General features: G+C 45.5%; 10 protein-coding genes. 5 read left to right on the top strand and 5 right to left on the bottom strand.

The features are described 5' to 3' along the window. The first annotated feature begins 70 nt into the window (after positions 1-70). Positions 71-2,794, top strand: coding sequence for an aconitate hydratase AcnA (gene acnA / locus PATL_RS06540; protein ID WP_011574134.1), 2,724 nt, complete (start codon positions 71-73; stop codon positions 2,792-2,794). Between the two features lie 363 nt (positions 2,795-3,157). Continuing rightward, the gene (locus PATL_RS22375) at positions 3,158-3,319 is read left to right on the top strand and encodes an entericidin A/B family lipoprotein (protein WP_232283295.1); all 162 of its coding nucleotides are present in this window, start codon (positions 3,158-3,160) and stop codon (positions 3,317-3,319) included. A gap of 747 nt (positions 3,320-4,066) precedes the next feature. Here the strand turns inward: PATL_RS22375 and PATL_RS06535 are convergent. The 4 genes from PATL_RS06535 to radA form a co-directional block, all read right to left on the bottom strand. Next, complete coding sequence (locus PATL_RS06535) at positions 4,067-6,178, bottom strand: putative bifunctional diguanylate cyclase/phosphodiesterase (protein ID WP_011574133.1); 2,112 nt, start codon at positions 6,176-6,178, stop codon at positions 4,067-4,069. Further along, on the bottom strand, positions 6,178-6,645 hold the full coding sequence (locus PATL_RS06530) for a YfiR family protein (protein WP_301547053.1): 468 nt from the start codon (positions 6,643-6,645) through the stop codon (positions 6,178-6,180). The genes PATL_RS06535 and PATL_RS06530 overlap by 1 nt, the downstream gene beginning before the upstream one ends. 100 nt (positions 6,646-6,745) lie before the next feature. Then, the gene (locus PATL_RS06525) at positions 6,746-7,813 is read right to left on the bottom strand and encodes a hypothetical protein (RefSeq protein WP_011574131.1); all 1,068 of its coding nucleotides are present in this window, start codon (positions 7,811-7,813) and stop codon (positions 6,746-6,748) included. Between the two features lie 185 nt (positions 7,814-7,998). Next, complete coding sequence (gene radA, locus PATL_RS06520; protein ID WP_011574130.1) at positions 7,999-9,363, bottom strand: DNA repair protein RadA; 1,365 nt, start codon at positions 9,361-9,363, stop codon at positions 7,999-8,001. 213 nt (positions 9,364-9,576) lie between these two features. Between radA and PATL_RS06515 the strand changes: the two genes are divergently transcribed. Then, entirely contained in the window at positions 9,577-12,099 is a 2,523-nt protein-coding gene (locus PATL_RS06515) for a PilZ domain-containing protein (protein WP_011574129.1), read from the top strand. A gap of 41 nt (positions 12,100-12,140) precedes the next feature. On the opposite strand, the gene serB is transcribed toward PATL_RS06515, so the two are convergent. Further along, entirely contained in the window at positions 12,141-13,214 is a 1,074-nt protein-coding gene (gene serB / locus PATL_RS06510; protein WP_011574128.1) for a phosphoserine phosphatase SerB, read from the bottom strand. A gap of 223 nt (positions 13,215-13,437) precedes the next feature. Between serB and tsaA the strand changes: the two genes are divergently transcribed. Continuing rightward, positions 13,438-14,193, top strand: a complete 756-nt coding sequence (tsaA, locus tag PATL_RS06505; RefSeq protein WP_011574127.1) for a tRNA (N6-threonylcarbamoyladenosine(37)-N6)-methyltransferase TrmO — start codon at positions 13,438-13,440, stop codon at positions 14,191-14,193. A gap of 94 nt (positions 14,194-14,287) precedes the next feature. Next, a complete protein-coding gene (locus tag PATL_RS06500) occupies positions 14,288-16,003 on the top strand; it encodes a proline--tRNA ligase (protein WP_011574126.1) in 1,716 nt (571 codons plus the stop codon). The last annotated feature ends 143 nt before the right edge of the window (positions 16,004-16,146 follow it).

Genomic DNA, 16,146 nt, shown 5'->3' with positions numbered 1-16,146 from the left:
TGACTCTCGAAGATATAAAACTATCGAAGATATAAATTTATCGCCAAACATCCCACAGCCGGAGATTATCATGCAACAAGCTTCCCCTTATCTAAAAACATTGACCCTCGAGGGTGAACAATTCTCTTATTATGCCCTTGATGCCCTCTCAGATACCCACAATATCGAGCGACTGCCTTTCGCCGCTAAAATATTGTTAGAAAACCTCTTGCGCCACAGTGCTGAAAACTTTGTTCAAGAAGAAGATATCAACAAACTCGCCACCTGGGATATTAATGACCAGTCAACGACTGAGATTGCTTTCGTTCCTTCTCGAGTGGTGCTACAAGATTTTACCGGCGTACCGGCGGTAGTTGACTTAGCCGCCATGCGCGATGCCATGGTTGATTTAGGAGGCGACCCGCAAAAAATTAATCCGTTAAAACCCGTGGAATTGGTTATTGACCACTCCGTCATGGTGGATTATTTCGCCCAAGACGATGCCTTCGACAAGAATACCGCGATGGAAGTGCAGCGTAATAAGGAACGCTATCAGTTCTTACGCTGGGGTCAGCAGGCGTTTGACAATTTTAAAGTGGTTCCGCCAGGTAAAGGCATTGTGCATCAGGTGAACTTAGAATATCTGGCACGTGTCACCTTTATTGAAGAGCAACACGAGCAGCCGTTACTTTATCCAGATACCCTAGTAGGCACAGATTCCCACACGACCATGATCAACGGCTTAGGCATTTTGGGCTGGGGTGTAGGCGGCATTGAGGCTGAAGCCGCCATGTTAGGTCAGCCAGTCACCATGCTGATACCTGAGGTAGTTGGCATGGAAATTACCGGCAGTTTGCCGCCCGGTACCACGGCGACAGATTTAGTATTGACCATTACTCAAAAGCTACGCGAATTTGGCGTCGTCGGTAAATTTGTCGAATTTTACGGCGAAGGGGTAAAACACCTCACTATAGCCGACAGAGCTACCATAGCGAACATGGCACCAGAGTACGGTGCAACGTGTGGTATCTTCCCGCTAGACGAACAAACCGAAACCTACCTGCGTTTGACTGGCCGCGAAGAGCGCAATATTAATGTGATCAAAGCGTATGCACAAGCACAAGGCATGTGGGGCAGCGAAGCTCAGCAAAGCGCAATCTATCATGCGAATCTACACATTGACCTTAGTGATGTAGTAACCTCGATTGCGGGACCTAAACGCCCCCAGGATAGGATCCCGTTAAGTGAAGCTGCAGACAAGTTCAGTACGTGGTTATCTGAGCAGGAAAAATTGATTATCACCACCGAAGATCCCGAGAAAGGGCGTTTCGAATCAGAAGGTGGCCATCAAGCAGAGAAAAGTGAGGACTCCTCAGAGGTCGAATACAATGGTCAGCGTTTCAGCCTTAACGACGGCGCAGTCGTGATAGCGGCCATCACCAGTTGTACCAATACCTCCAACCCTTCTGTGCTGATTGCTGCCGGCTTACTGGCCAAAAAAGCCAGTGAAATGGGTCTGACCGTAAAACCATGGGTGAAAACCAGCTTTGCGCCTGGCTCTCAAGTCGTCACCGAATACCTTAATAAGGCTAACCTAACCCACGAACTCGAAAATTTAGGCTTTCATCTAGTCGGATACGGCTGTACTACCTGCATAGGCAACTCGGGGCCACTGCCCGAGCCTATCAGCGCTGCTATTCGTAAAGAAAAGCTAAATGTAACTTCCGTGCTATCAGGCAATCGTAATTTTGAAGGTCGTATTCACTCAGACGTAAAAGCTAATTACCTTGCCTCTCCTCCGTTAGTTATCGCATATGCGCTAGCCGGAAATATGCAGATTGACTTGCTCAAAGAGCCCCTTGGCTCCAGTAAAGACGGTAAGCCCGTTTACTTGCGTGATATTTGGCCAAGCAATGAAGAGATTCAAGCGCTTGTGACTGATGTGGTCAATAGCGACATGTTCTCTGAACGTTATAGCCATATTTTTGAGGGTGACGAGACATGGAACAATTTAGACGTGGTCGATAGCGAGCAATATAATTGGCCTGAATCAACTTACGTTAAAAAGCCCACCTTTTTCGATGGCATTCAGCAACACCCCGAAGCGATCAGTGCTATTAAAGATGCTCGCTGCTTGTTGAAACTCGGCGACACGGTCACGACGGATCATATTTCTCCAGCCGGTAGCATTGCCCCTGATGGCCCTGCTGCGCAATACCTGCAAGCGCACGGTGTTGAGGAGCACGACTTCAACTCTTTTGGCTCACGCCGAGGAAATCACGAAGTTATGATGCGTGGAACATTCGCCAATGTCAGATTGAAAAATCAACTCGCCCCCGGTACAGAAGGCGGCTGGACGCGCTTTCAACCATCAGCTGAACAGATGTCTGTATTTGATGCAGCAATGAAGTATCAAGAACAAGGCACGCCAACGGTGGTAATTGCGGGCAAAGAGTACGGCACAGGGAGTTCTCGCGACTGGGCCGCAAAAGGTCCACTGTTGCTCGGTGTCAAAGCGGTAATTGCCGAGAGCTACGAACGAATTCATCGCTCTAATCTGATAGGTATGGGTATTCTACCCCTACAATTTAAATCAGGCGACAGTGCCGCCAGTTTGAAGTTAGACGGCACGGAGCAGTACTCGATTGACGCCATAGATGGAGATCAAAAAGAAGTAGTGGTATCGGTAAAAGGCGAACAAGGAGAATTCACCTTTGACGCGCAGATCCGCATCGATACCCCCAATGAGTTCAGTTACTTCAATGACGGTGGCATTCTTCAATATGTACTGCGAAGCCTGAATAAAAGTGTTTAGGAAAACGCTTAGAAAAGCGCGTAACGAGCAAAGCGCTTACCTATTCAGTTGAGGCTTGCCCCACTTAATCGAAGCCGACCATTTATACTGGTCGGCTTTTTTGTAAGCTATTAATGAACAGGTGTTGCTTGGAGAGTCTCACTGGGGCAAACGCTGTATTTCACCTTTCTGTGCTTTAGGAGTTGTTATAAATAGGTAAATTTTATCTCTTAGTTGGGTAACAATTACCCACTTTACATTAGCCATGCTAGACGGGTTTTTAAGTTATTGATTCTTAAGGCCTTTTATTTTTAAGAAGTTGGCACAAGAATCGCTTAGTAATATGTAAGCAAAGTGTGAAATCACTTAACCATAAGGAAGACAATGATGAAAACCCAGATAGCAAATTCGTTAAAAGCATTTTTAAACTCTGTTGTATTAGTTGGTATTCTAGTCGTTGGACTAACCTCGTGTGCCACGATTGACGGTGCAGGAGAAGACATAGAGAGTGCTGGTGAAGCAGTCCAAGACGCGGCTAACGACTAAGCATTTGGTTAGGGTTCAGACCGACCACTGAGTCTTTGCTGCTCAGCGATCTTTTTTTCGCTCTATTTACGCAAAGCATAAAGTCCATGATAAGCGCTTATTTGTCTGCTAATGCAGACACCAGATTGCTGTTTTTGAGTAGGAGATAGAAGAATGATTTACTCTAAAGATTCAACAAATCGTTTTGCAGAGCACTTACGCCGCATACAACAATCAATTCAGCCTTCAAGCCCAAATAAGGCAGTCGCGCGCATGAGCAACAACAGTTGGTTAAGCAAGTTAAACCCTAACCGCTAGACCACCAAGTATCGCATTGCTCGAAAGTCTTACGCCTCAGCGGACTGCTCGAAAGTCTTACGCCTCAGCGGACTGCTCGAAAGTCGCACGACTCAGCGGACAATGCAGGCGTGAGTCATGTGCTTACGTTCAAGCGTTCAGTAACAGGTTTCTTAATTGGCGCACTGTTTAGTGAGCAAGCTCATCGACTGACGCTCTTATTGGCTGATGCTCTTATTGGCCGTCGCTCCTACTGGCTGATGCTCTCATTAATTGACACTATTTGGATACGCTCCCCTCGTTAGCAGTCATTGCGACTTTGAACTTAACAAGCTGTTTATGGCGCATTCATAGCGTGTTAATAGCACCGAATTCACAGCCTTGAACTACATACTAGAGCCTTACGCTTTGGGCACTGTGTCAAATGTTCGCGCTATCAAGACGCCTGCTCAGTGAGAATACACATCAACGTTAAGATTCTTTAGCAGCCCGGCCATGCGCACCGAGATATGCTTCTAGTGCGACCACTTTTAAAGGTTTGCTATAGAAATAGCCTTGGATGATGTCACAACCCATCGATTTTAAGATCTGTACTTGGTAATCATGTTCCACACACTCAGCAACCGTACTTAACCCTAGGCTTTTGCCTAAGGTGATAATAGTGCGCACTATGCCTTCATCCCGTAAGTGATGGTCTTCAGCGTTCCCCTCATGAACACAATCTGGCGCAACTAAATCATTGATGAATATGCCGTCTATCTTTAATGTATTGATGGGTAGGTCGCGCAAATAACTCATACATGAGTAGCCTGTTCCAAAATCGTCAATGGCGATTTTCACCCCCAAACCGTGAATTGCACTCAGTACATCAACCGCTAACTCGGTAGATGCGATGAAGGTATTTTCAGTGATTTCTATTTCCAAATACTGCGCCGCTAAACCCGATTGATGCAATGCGCCTTTGATCAACTCGAGGCACTGGGGACTCATCAAAAACGATGCGGGTAAGTTCACGGCAACAGGTACAATATCAAAGCCCGCCCGCTGCCAATCTGCATTCTGCTGGCATGCCTGCTTTAACACCCACACACTGATGGATTCCATTAACCCTATGTCTTCTGCTATGGGTAAGAAAGTGGCTGGATTAATATATTCTTGGCCATTATTCCATCTTATTAAAGCTTCTAAACCAACCAGTTGTTCGTCGTTCACATTCACTTTAGGCTGATACACCAAAGCAAACTGCTGTTGAGCGGAGGCTTGGCGCAATTGGGTTTCTAGCTCTAATCGCCACACTGAGTCATTCAACATGTCTTGGTCAAAAAAGCGGAACCGCCCAGGGCCCAATTCTTTTGCCTTATACATGCTAGTGTCAGCATGTTTAAGTAAACTTGATGCATCGTCGCCATCATCAGGAAAACACGCAATGCCAATACTGGTAGAGATGTGTAATTGATGTCCAGATACAATAAGCGGCAGACTCAAAGATGCGATAATCTCTTTTGCCAAACTATCCACTGAGCTGAGTTCCTTCGGGTTTTGAATTAGCACAACGAATTCATCTCCCCCCCAACGACCTACCACGTCACTGTCGCTTAGTTTATGTTGGATCTTCTTGGCCACTTCAATTAACAGTTTGTCACCCATGAAGTGCCCTAAGCTATCATTTATGACCTTAAAGCGGTCTAAATCGAGAAACATCAAGGCTAGATTGGTTTTACGCTCACGGGCTATTTCAATCGCCTGACTAATTTTTTCTGTCAGGGAATGTCTATTTGGTAGTTGTGTTAACGCATCAAAATTAGCACGCTCGTACAATTGCTCTGTGCGCAACTCTACTAGCCCTTCTAGATGCTCATGATGTTCGCTCAACTTTGATTGGTGCTCTTCAATGGTATCTAGCATAGAGTTAATACCGTTGACCAAGCGCCCAATATCGTCTTGTCGACGATTGAAAATACGTTGATCGTAACGCCCTTCTTTGGCGACGTAATCAACTAAGTGAATAAGGCGTTTAACCGGTGACTGTAAGCGCTTTTGCATACGCCAATTCAGGAGGTAGGCTAACAAAGAACCCAATGCAAATACCCACAGTACAATGCGCCCGTACCGTCGCTGCTGAGCCTGTAGCGAATGAGTATCAGCCGATAAAACAATGTAGCCAAGTACGTCCTCCCCTAAGGTAATGTCTTGGGTCAGGTAAAGATTATCGTTTGTAAAAAAGTGTCCAGGTTTGATGTCATCTAACATAACATCCCAACTTGCATCGTCCCGGGTATAAGTCGCAAAGCGCTTTTTTTCAGAGTCTAGTAATTGGGCAAATCGCATGGCTGGGATCTTAGCTAAAGACGCCAGGATCGTCTGGCCTGCATGCTCATCATGAAAAAGTAACGCTGAGCGGCTTGCCGCTGACAGCAAAGAGGCGTTGCTGTCCATAGTTTTAACGAGGTTGTCGCGGTAATCATCAACAAACGCGGAATAGATAAGAAAGGCAGCAATGGCCAATATCAGCAAATTTGTGCCGATGATCGCCATTAATTGCTTTTGGAAAAATGATGCGCGCCTGAGCTTAGAAAAAAGCATTATCGAGCAATCCTAGCTAATTTAAGCAATTCAGAGCTTACTATCACGTCTACTCTGGCTAATTGTGCTAAATCAAACTCAAAGCGCACTCTTTGCTCTTGGGTATAAAACCTTATCGCGCTGTTCGCTTGTTTCACGTCCGTGGACTCTAGCACAATCACCGCCCGCCTCATTTGGTCTAGTGGTTGCTCAAGAGAAGAATGAAAGTATGCCATATGACATAGCGGCTCTTCCTGGACATGACCGATGGCGATATGCATCTTGTTGTTTCCCTGATTATGACGTGCCACAAGGGCCTGCATAAATTCAAAGAATGGCCGATCACTTTGCAGGCACAATTTGAAATCATTTTGCGCGCCACTATCTGTGGGCCAGCTCATATATTTAGTAAAATTCAGTAAATAGGCGGCCTTTAGTTTGCGCTCCTTACTCAACTCCTCTTGTGCTAAAGCCGAGTGTAAAACCACGATATAAGATAACAAGATGGCGCACAGAAAAAGCCACTTACTGATTTTCCTCTCCCCCCTGTTCGCTCTATTCACTTTGATCAAGTCAGACACAGTATCACTACATCAAACGGGATAAGGTTAAGCCAGATTGGAAATTTTCTTTTGGTTGCGGGCCATTCAAATTCTGATAGAGAGGCTTTGAAAATGCCAAACTCAGCGCATAAGACTCGCTGAATTTCCATCTGACACCGATCTCAGCACTGATTTTTTTGCCACCATACAATCTTGGATTGGTAATACTTGCAGGATAGGGAAATGCACCATTGAGGGTAATTTCATCGTCTTGCCCATCAATGGCACTGCGGTACTGGTAAGACAATCCAACAAAGGGTTTCAGGTCGTCTGATGTGTTAAAGCGATAAGTACTTGCAAGACTGTAACTATTACCCAGACGATAATCCCTATCATTTTTACCGGTGCGTATCATCGCTGACATACTCAAACTAAAATCGTGCTCGCCCATGCTTTGGTAACTAAATTCTAGAGGGAAATCATACGTACCCGAACCAAGCTGCATTGTATAAGGTAGCTGCTGGTCCCCTGCATCTCGTGGAGTATCACCTTTTTCGTCAATTGAGCCTGTAGGCAAGCTGATACCGGCGGTAAACCACCACACATCATCCGTTGTCGCGATAAGGCGACGACTCACAGACACCACAGCATCACCTATGCCATCACTATCGATTGTAAAATGATCATAGTCAGGCACGACGCTAATATGGTCAGTGCTCTGGGTGATATACGGCAAAGAAACGTGCACTCGCCAATCAGGGGTAATGCGATATCCCATCGAAAAAACATGCACTTGTTGGTCGATTATCGTAGGAAGAATAGGAAAGTTACTGTCCGTTCTTTGAGTGCCCGCACCTTGCCACAACACCTCAGAATCTGCGCGCTTAGCGTCACCATCAAGATAGCCTCGAAATTCAGCAAACTTAAAATTATATGCGAATGTCCAAGGGCTGCTCGCTTCACTGTTTTCGCTATCGTCCGCGATATTCATGTCAAACAGCTCATTCAGACTCAATTCGGCAAATTCAGAAGGAGTACTTTGTGCGTATGAGAGCTGGGTAAACCCGCTCGCTGCGATGAAAAAAGACAACGAAAAAGAAGAAAATTTAATCATGTTATTAGGCCATAAATTGAAAAAGATAAGTACGCCAATACGTTTTGTCACTTACTATCTGCAGTATCCATACTAATCTATCTATACTACTGTATTGGCTGCAATTATTCAGATAAGCGCATATAGCGTCCTGCATTAAGCCCTACGATTAACGGTAATATTTTTACCGTTAGTCGTCCAGTTAATTAAAGCACCTCAAGTGCTTCACTTAAACGAGATACCCCGATCACTTCGATCCCATTAATGTTTTGTTTTGGCATATTGGCTTTTGGCACGATAGCTCGCTTGAATCCATGCTTTGCTGCTTCGCTGATCCGTTCTGAGCCATTAGGCACGGGGCGTATTTCACCAGCAAGTCCCACTTCGCCAAATGCAATTAACTGTGAATCAAGGGTCTTATTTCTAAAACTCGAAACAATGGATAGTAAAAGCGCTAAATCAGCACTGGTTTCTGCGACCTTTACGCCGCCGACGACATTGGCGAAAACGTCTTGGTCGTTCATCTGCACATCACCGTGTCGATTCAATACTGCTAAAAGCATCGCCATTCGGTTTTGCTCAAGACCAACAGCGACACGACGCGGGTTTGCGGTCTGTGAATAATCCACCAATGCTTGTATTTCCACCAGCAATGGGCGAGTGCCTTCCCATACCACCATAACAATACTGCCAGGAGATTGCTCTTCTCCTCGACTTAAAAAGATGGCAGAAGGATTACTCACTTCCTTTAATCCTCTTTCGGTCATGCCAAACACACCCAATTCGTTCACAGCACCAAAGCGGTTTTTCTGACTACGCAACGTGCGATACCGGCTGTCACTTTCCCCTTCTAACATCATGGAGCAATCAATACAGTGCTCTAGCACTTTGGGCCCAGCCAGACTGCCATCTTTCGTAACATGCCCCACTAACAGCATGGCAATATGGTGCTGCTTTGCAAAGCGAGTTAAATATGCGGCGCTTTCTCTTACTTGCGAAACGCTACCGGGTGCAGATGCCACATCGGCCACATGCATCACCTGAATGGAGTCAATCACCATAATTTTGGGGTTGAGGGTTAATGCTAATTCACAGATAGTTTCAACACTGGTTTCGGCCAGCATATTCAGCTTATCGCTAGGTAGATTTAAGCGCTGAGCGCGCATAGCAACTTGTTGCAGCGATTCCTCCCCCGTGACATATAGCGCAGTGCGCTGCGCTGCTAGTTGGCACATGACTTGTAGCAACAAGGTACTTTTGCCTGCTCCAGGAGAACCGCCAATCAAAATTGCACTGCCCGGCACGATACCCCCGCCTAATACTCTATCGAGCTCACTAAAGCTTGAAGTAAAGCGCGGTAATTCAGCCACATCAATGCTGTTAAGGGTCTCAATTTTGGCCCCAGTTTGACCGGCGTAGCCGCGCAAATTGCGCTCAGGCTGGCTGCGAGCAGGGCTCACCACAAATTCTGTGATGGTATTCCAAGCATTGCAGTCATTACATTGTCCTTGCCAGCGCGGAAATTCTGCGCCACAGTCACTACAGACATAGGCGGTTTTACGTTTGGCCATATTGCTCCACAAACAGTGTTTACAGTGATAAAAACGACAAGGGTTACATTCAGTGTTGAATACGTTTTACTAGTTTTGAAAACGAAGAACCTTGAAGAAAGCCGCTTATAATAAGATAAGCTTGCGTATATTGCATTATGAAAACCGCACAGCGTGCCGATAAGTCTTTATGGCGTTCGTCTTTAACAATAAAAAATAAAGTACGTATTCATTATGAATCAAGATCTCGAACAATATCATGACATTATCGAACAATTAAAACCCATGATACATGAGCCAGAGTTTAGTCAAATTCTGGCTCAGGTTGCCGGTTCGGTGCCCAAGCAAAAGCGCTTCCTGCTCAAGATGGAACTGAAGCGTTTAGCGCGTCCATGTACTCGACTAATCGATTTACGCGGGCATGTGGACGGAAAATGTAAGCTTTATGAATACGAGAGCCAGAGGCACTATTTAGATGACACGGCGATAGAGGTCTTTGAACGTCAGGTGCGCTCATTTGGCGAGTACACGGTTGGCGTGTATGAAGCGGTATTAAATACCGAAAACAATTACCGCGTAATGCATAAAAAAGAACAACAAGCTTCTTCACAACCAAAGCAACCAGACAATTCAACCCTTCCGGTTAGCCATGGTTATTCAGCCCCTATCATGCCTTTTGGCGAATTCGCCCAACGGGGTGAAGAGCGCATGAATTATTCAATGAGTGTTGAACTGTTCACTGAAAATAACAAAAGCATGTTAGCCACAACGGTTGACGTATCCCTTAGTGGCTTAAAGCTCAAAATAAGCAAAGAGCATAGATTTAAAGCGGGTGACCGTTTAGCCGTTCAGTTCAGAGGGTTAGAACATGAGTACATGTTGGACAACCGCCAAGGTGTGCAATATGTCATTGAGTCGATTGACCGCAATGCACAAGACCAGCGATTACACCTGAAACGCTTATTCGATACATTAATGCCTAGTTTTGATCGCTTTCTTGAGCGCTTTATTCATGGCAACAAGCGCCGCTATAAAGTCAATATGGACAACACATTTGACGCCATACATAAGAAAACGTATGAGCAATATTACATCCCCAATTTCACCTCCATCCCCGTATATATTGACTCTACTGACGGAGTTTTCAAACCACGTTATGCATTAGCAAATGATTGCAATCGGCAAGATATTTTCTACTGGAATAACGAAATTAATGATCTCAAATTGGGCTACCTTTTTAAAAATGAGAGAATTAAACAATGCCTCATGTATCCAAAAGGAAGACAAGAAACCTACCTATACGCGTTCCATCATATTAAAAATGAAAAGGTGTATTTTTACTCCGCATCGCACGAAGAGCTATTAGCAAACCCAAGCCTACATGAGTTGTTTTTAAGTTACGGGTCACGCAAAGTGAGTTGGCGAGTATATAAGTTTCAAGTGCAAGAGGTTGAACCTAAGCAAAGTCACCGACCTCTCTCCATTGCCGATAGCATCAGCGAATCAGTCAAGCGTCAGAATCAACCACCAACCCCACGCTTAATGTCTCGTTTACGCCACTTAAGTCATATTGCATTACTAACTAATGTGACAGATGAATCAAACACACTGTGCTTTCAAAAACTGCCACTTAATCGCGCCAAGCTGCCCAGTTTAAAAGTGTTTGGTCATCCAAGGAATCGTAGCCCAGAAAATATCCAAGTCTTTCGATTTAAATATGCAAATCAGCGCCGAGAGTCCCGTTTTATGCTGCGCAGCGCTGTACAGCTCAAAGTGGAAGATATAATTATTGAAGGCCACACAGAAGATATATCCACACACGGTATTAAACTTGAGTTAAAAACGTTCTTTCATAAAGCCACCGATTGCCAAGTGCAACTGAGTTTTCCGCAATTGCAAAAAGTTACACGTAAATACGATCTGAGTAACCTTTCCTATCAAGTTCGTCATATTTCTAACGAACGAAATGTGCTGCACTTAAACGTATTAAATGACGAGAATAGCAGCGCTACTAAAGCTTTTTTTGAAGAGTTGATTAAAAATAATAAAAATAAACTTAAAGCATATCGAGATGAAGAAGATATTCCGGGTATCGGTGAAGCCTTGCGTAATATCTATGCAAATAATGTCCCTAACGTGGCGTTTTTTATCCGTAAAGAAGGAACCAAATTTGTACCTGATGCCACAGCGACCTGGGCGAACCAGAATCGATTGACCAATTTACTGAGTTTCCAAGCACCCCCTGGTGAGTTCAACTTACTGCCTCTGTTTGAAGGCTTCAATGGCCCGATTGATTTTGTGCAGCACACACTGACTCACATTAAGCCCCATCAGCGTCCCGTTATGAGTGAGCTATTTGTGGCATTTGATCCCAGCAAAAACAGTGCTTCAGAGGCGATAAAGAGCTGTTACATAGACCAATTCGCCAACGACGATCAGCGTCGTCAATTTATTGCGCAAGCCCTTGAGCAAGGACAGTTTATTGCGCTAAAAATATTTTTAGCGCGCACTGGACGCCCAGATATTGACCGCCTGCAATCAGAGATTAACTACGTAGGTGTTTATGCCGTTCACAGAGCGAAACAACTAGAAGAAAAACTGTGGAACATAAATGGTGTTGGCGATATTTTAGATATAACGGATTTGGTGATGAGCCGATACCAATTCGACACGCAAGCCATTGTGAATAACTATGAAAGGCAACTGCATCACCCGCAAAAAAGCATAGAGATAGAACAGTTATTAAACGCTGAATAGTATTAGGCTAAGCGCCAGTATTGGCGCTTAGCCCTAGTCGTTTATTTTTTACACGGTGTGGCCGCCGCCAATACCCACAATATAGAATCTAAACCGCCGTTTCGAATAGAAATATCCGCTTGGGCACGTACAACCGGCTTTGCGTGAAATGCAACGCCAAGCGCTGCAGCATTCATCATGACCAAATCATTTGCCCCGTCGCCCATGGCCATGGTTTGACAATCTGTGATATCGAATTCATTCGCCAGCTCTAGCAATGTAGCAGCCTTGACCTGAGCATCGACCACTGACCCCGAGACCCGTCCCGTCAGTCTACCATCAACTATTTCAAGCTCATTCGCTACAGCAGCATCAAGCTCCAATCTGTCAGCCAAATAGTCCGCAAAATAACTAAAGCCACCGGAGGCAATCGCTAATTTCCACTGGTGCTGCTTTAAGAATTTAACTAAGTTGAAAATACCCGGCATTAGCGGCAGGGCACGGCGCACTTGCTGCAATATGTCTTCATTTGCGTCCTTGAGGCACCCGACTCGGCTACGTAAGCTTTCCTCAAAATCGAGTTTTCCTTGCATGGCCTGCTCAGTGACACTGGAGACTTCCTCTCCTACCCCGGCAAGCTTGGCAATTTCATCGATGCATTCAATACTGATGACTGTGCTGTCCATGTCCATTAGCAATAAACCTGGTTCGTCCAAACGCGGCGCACTTGAAAATAAACATATTTCTACTGCATGCTCATTCGCAATACGCTCTAATAATGGCCTTAGGTCTTCTATGCTCAGCCGCTCTACGCGCAGCACGATACCGACGCCAGAAAGAGGCACATCTCGCAAAACTTGGTAACACAGCACATTTAACTTATCCGCAAAGGCCATGGACACAGCGAAGACTTTCGCGAGGCTTAACCCCTCAGCAAAGATAACCAAGCTACTGTGCTCTTTGGTTAAATCGAAGCCCTTTAAGCTGAGCTTGCTGGGGGTGAAATGCTCGTGAGCAATTGTGCTAACAATGCGATCATTGATGAAATGGAACTGATCGAACGTTTGATCTGCAATCAAACGTTCAAGGAAGAGGCTAGACGCCAATTGTTTAGAGTGCGGGCTAAATTCAAACACGTATTTGACCTAAATAGTAATTAGAGCTGAATGGTACCAAAGCGCAGAGTAAATGCCACCTGCATTGCTCTAGGCTTCAACACCTGCGGCGCTTTAACCGCAGGAATCCTCAAAGTAAAGCTCTCGTGCTGGCGTTAGGATAAAATTAACGTTTGAGATAGGCCTCGGGGCGCTTACCATAGATAAAATCTTTATAACTTTTGCAACAAAGTGACCCCACGTTATGAATCGAGTTGAATCCCTGCCGGTACAGGATCACATCAACCTAAGGCCATTGGGCGTAATTCGCACACCATACCAACAGAAGTTCGCTATTCCTAGGCAACCGAACCTGATTGATGCCGCCAGTGGCGAAATTATATTTCACACGGAATTTAGCGATCCGAACATGTTACGGGGTATTGAGCAATTCAGTCATTTGTGGCTGTTGTTTCAATTTCACCAAACAGTGGAAAAAGGTTGGTCCCCCATGGTGCGCCCTCCTCGTCTCGGCGGAAACAAGAAACAAGGCGTGCTGGCCACACGCAGCACTTTTAGGCCAAATGCTATTGGAATGTCTGTTGTTCAATACGATAAAGTCGAACATAAAGACGGGCGCTTAAGCCTGCATGTTAAAGGGGTTGATTTACTTGATGGCACGCCAATCATCGACATTAAACCTTACGTACCTTGGGCTGACAGCATCCCTGAGGCAAAAGGTGGTTTTGCCGCCGAGCGCCCTACACTAATGCCGGTATATTTTGAAAGTCAATCTGCCAAGCAGTTGGCCCACTGGCAAGCCAATTATCCTATGCTTAGCGCACTGATCGAACAAGTACTAGCGCAGGACCCACGCCCCGCTTATAAAGCCGAGCAAGACAGCAACGAAGAGTATGGAATGAGCCTTTATGATCTGAACATACGTTGGCGAGTCAGCGCTAAGGCCAACTATGTGGTGAGTATCACGCACAATTACGAGCCGCAAGCGCATAAAGATTAACAAGATTTACTGTTTAGGGACTTTAGCCCAGCCTGTGTGGCTGGTAGAATAGCCGCCGATTTCTAACCTATACCTAATTGAGAAGCTCACGCCAATGCGCACAAGCCAATATTTATTATCGACCCAAAAAGAAACACCTGCTGATGCAGAAGTCATCAGCCACCAGCTTATGCTACGTGCGGGCTTGGTTCGCAAGCTAGCATCAGGACTTTATACATGGTTACCCACCGGCTTGCGCGTGTTAAACAAAGTCGCTCAAATCGTTCGCGAAGAAATGGATCGTGCCGGTTCGTTAGAAATATTGATGCCTGTCGTGCAACCTGCCGATTTGTGGCAAGAGTCTGGTCGCTGGGACGAATATGGCCCTGAGCTTTTACGCATAAAAGACCGTCATTACCGAGACTTCGTATTAGGTCCAACTCATGAAGAAGTGGTCACCGCCTTAGTCAAAAATGAAGTAAGCAGCTATAAGCAATTGCCATTGAACGTTTACCAAGTTCAAACGAAGTTTCGCGATGAAGTTCGCCCGCGTTTTGGAGTCATGCGTGGTCGTGAATTCACCATGAAAGATGCTTACTCGTTTCATTTAAGCGATGAGTGCTTGAACAAAACCTACGATGACATGTTCGCAGCATATTGCCGTGTGTTTGAACGTATCAACCTAGAATTTCGCCCAGTGATTGCCGATAACGGCTCCATTGGTGGTAATGCCTCCCACGAATTCCACGTGTTGGCTGACTCAGGTGAAGATGATATCGCCTTTAGTAACGCATCAGATTATGCCGCTAACATCGAAAAAGCAGAGGCACTAGCCCCGCAATTTTCACGCCCAGCCCCCAGTGCTGAACTCACTAAAGTGGCCACGCCAAATGCGAAAACCATTGAGCAGGTCAGCGCGTTACTTAACATACCTGCTGAACAATCAGTTAAAACCCTAATAGTACTGGGTGAAGCAGATAACAAGGGACAGCAAGGACTTATAGCACTTGTGCTGCGCGGGGATCATCAATTAAATGAGCTCAAAGCAGAGAAAATAGACGGCGTTTATGCTCCGCTTACTATGGCCAGTGAAGCGCAAATTGAAGACACTATCGGTTGCTCAATCGGCTCTATTGGGCCGGTTGGTTTAAACATACCTGTTATCGCTGATCGCAGCGCGGCGGTATTAGCAGACTTTGTGTGCGGCGCGAATGAAAATGACGTGCATTACACAGGCGCTAACTGGGAGCGCGATGCAAAAGAGTTCCAAGAAGCGGACATTCGTAATGTACAAGCCGGAGATCCATCGCCAGATGGTCAAGGTACTCTTGAGATCAAACGTGGTATTGAAGTTGGTCACATATTCCAACTCGGCAGTAAGTACTCAGAAGCATTGAACTGCGGTGTGCTAGATGAAAACGGCAAGCATCAAGTGCTTAATATGGGTTGTTATGGCATTGGGGTTTCCCGTATCGTGGCCGCGGCAATTGAGCAAAATCACGATAAGTACGGCATTATTTGGCCTGATGCAATAGCACCTTTTAAAGTTGCGATCGTACCGATGAATATGCACAAATCCCACCGTATACAACAAGTTGCAGAAGATTTATACGCCCAACTCAAAGCCGCTGGAGTCGAAGTATTGTTCGACGATCGTAAAGAGCGCCCAGGCGTGATGTTTAACGACATGGAATTGGTAGGTGTACCGCACACGATTGTTATCGGTGAGCGTAACCTTGATGAACAAAAAGTCGAATATAAAAATCGTCGTAGTGGTGAAAAGCAGCTGATTGATATCCCGCAGTTGGCGGAATTTGTTTCCACGCTGTAATCGCCAATATAAGGCGTGCTTCAGCGACGGGGTCAAACGCACCCAACGTTGAACAAATCCAAAACAAATGCAGAACAATAAAAGCGCACTCACACTGCGCTTTTTTATTGCGTTTTTTTCAATCTGCCGCGTAAAAACTCCCA

The organism is Paraglaciecola sp. T6c, assembly GCF_000014225.1.
Lineage (GTDB): Bacteria > Pseudomonadota > Gammaproteobacteria > Enterobacterales > Alteromonadaceae > Paraglaciecola > Paraglaciecola atlantica_A.
The sequence above is the reverse complement of the archived record's forward strand: the minus strand, read 5'-3'. Positions and strand labels throughout refer to the sequence as shown.

What these genes read in the sequence shown, in the direction of transcription:
- PATL_RS22375 (WP_232283295.1), top strand. Translation starts at nt 3,158, where the DNA reads ATGATGAAAACCCAGATAGCAAATTCGTTAAAAGCATTTTTAAACTCT.
- radA (WP_011574130.1), bottom strand. Translation starts at nt 9,363, where the DNA reads ATGGCCAAACGTAAAACCGCCTATGTCTGTAGTGACTGTGGCGCAGAA.
- PATL_RS06500 (WP_011574126.1), top strand. Translation starts at nt 14,288, where the DNA reads ATGCGCACAAGCCAATATTTATTATCGACCCAAAAAGAAACACCTGCT.
- PATL_RS06535 (WP_011574133.1), bottom strand. Translation starts at nt 6,178, where the DNA reads ATGCTTTTTTCTAAGCTCAGGCGCGCATCATTTTTCCAAAAGCAATTA.
- tsaA (WP_011574127.1), top strand. Translation starts at nt 13,438, where the DNA reads ATGAATCGAGTTGAATCCCTGCCGGTACAGGATCACATCAACCTAAGG.
- acnA (WP_011574134.1), top strand. Translation starts at nt 71, where the DNA reads ATGCAACAAGCTTCCCCTTATCTAAAAACATTGACCCTCGAGGGTGAA.
- PATL_RS06515 (WP_011574129.1), top strand. Translation starts at nt 9,577, where the DNA reads ATGAATCAAGATCTCGAACAATATCATGACATTATCGAACAATTAAAA.
- PATL_RS06525 (WP_011574131.1), bottom strand. Translation starts at nt 7,813, where the DNA reads ATGATTAAATTTTCTTCTTTTTCGTTGTCTTTTTTCATCGCAGCGAGC.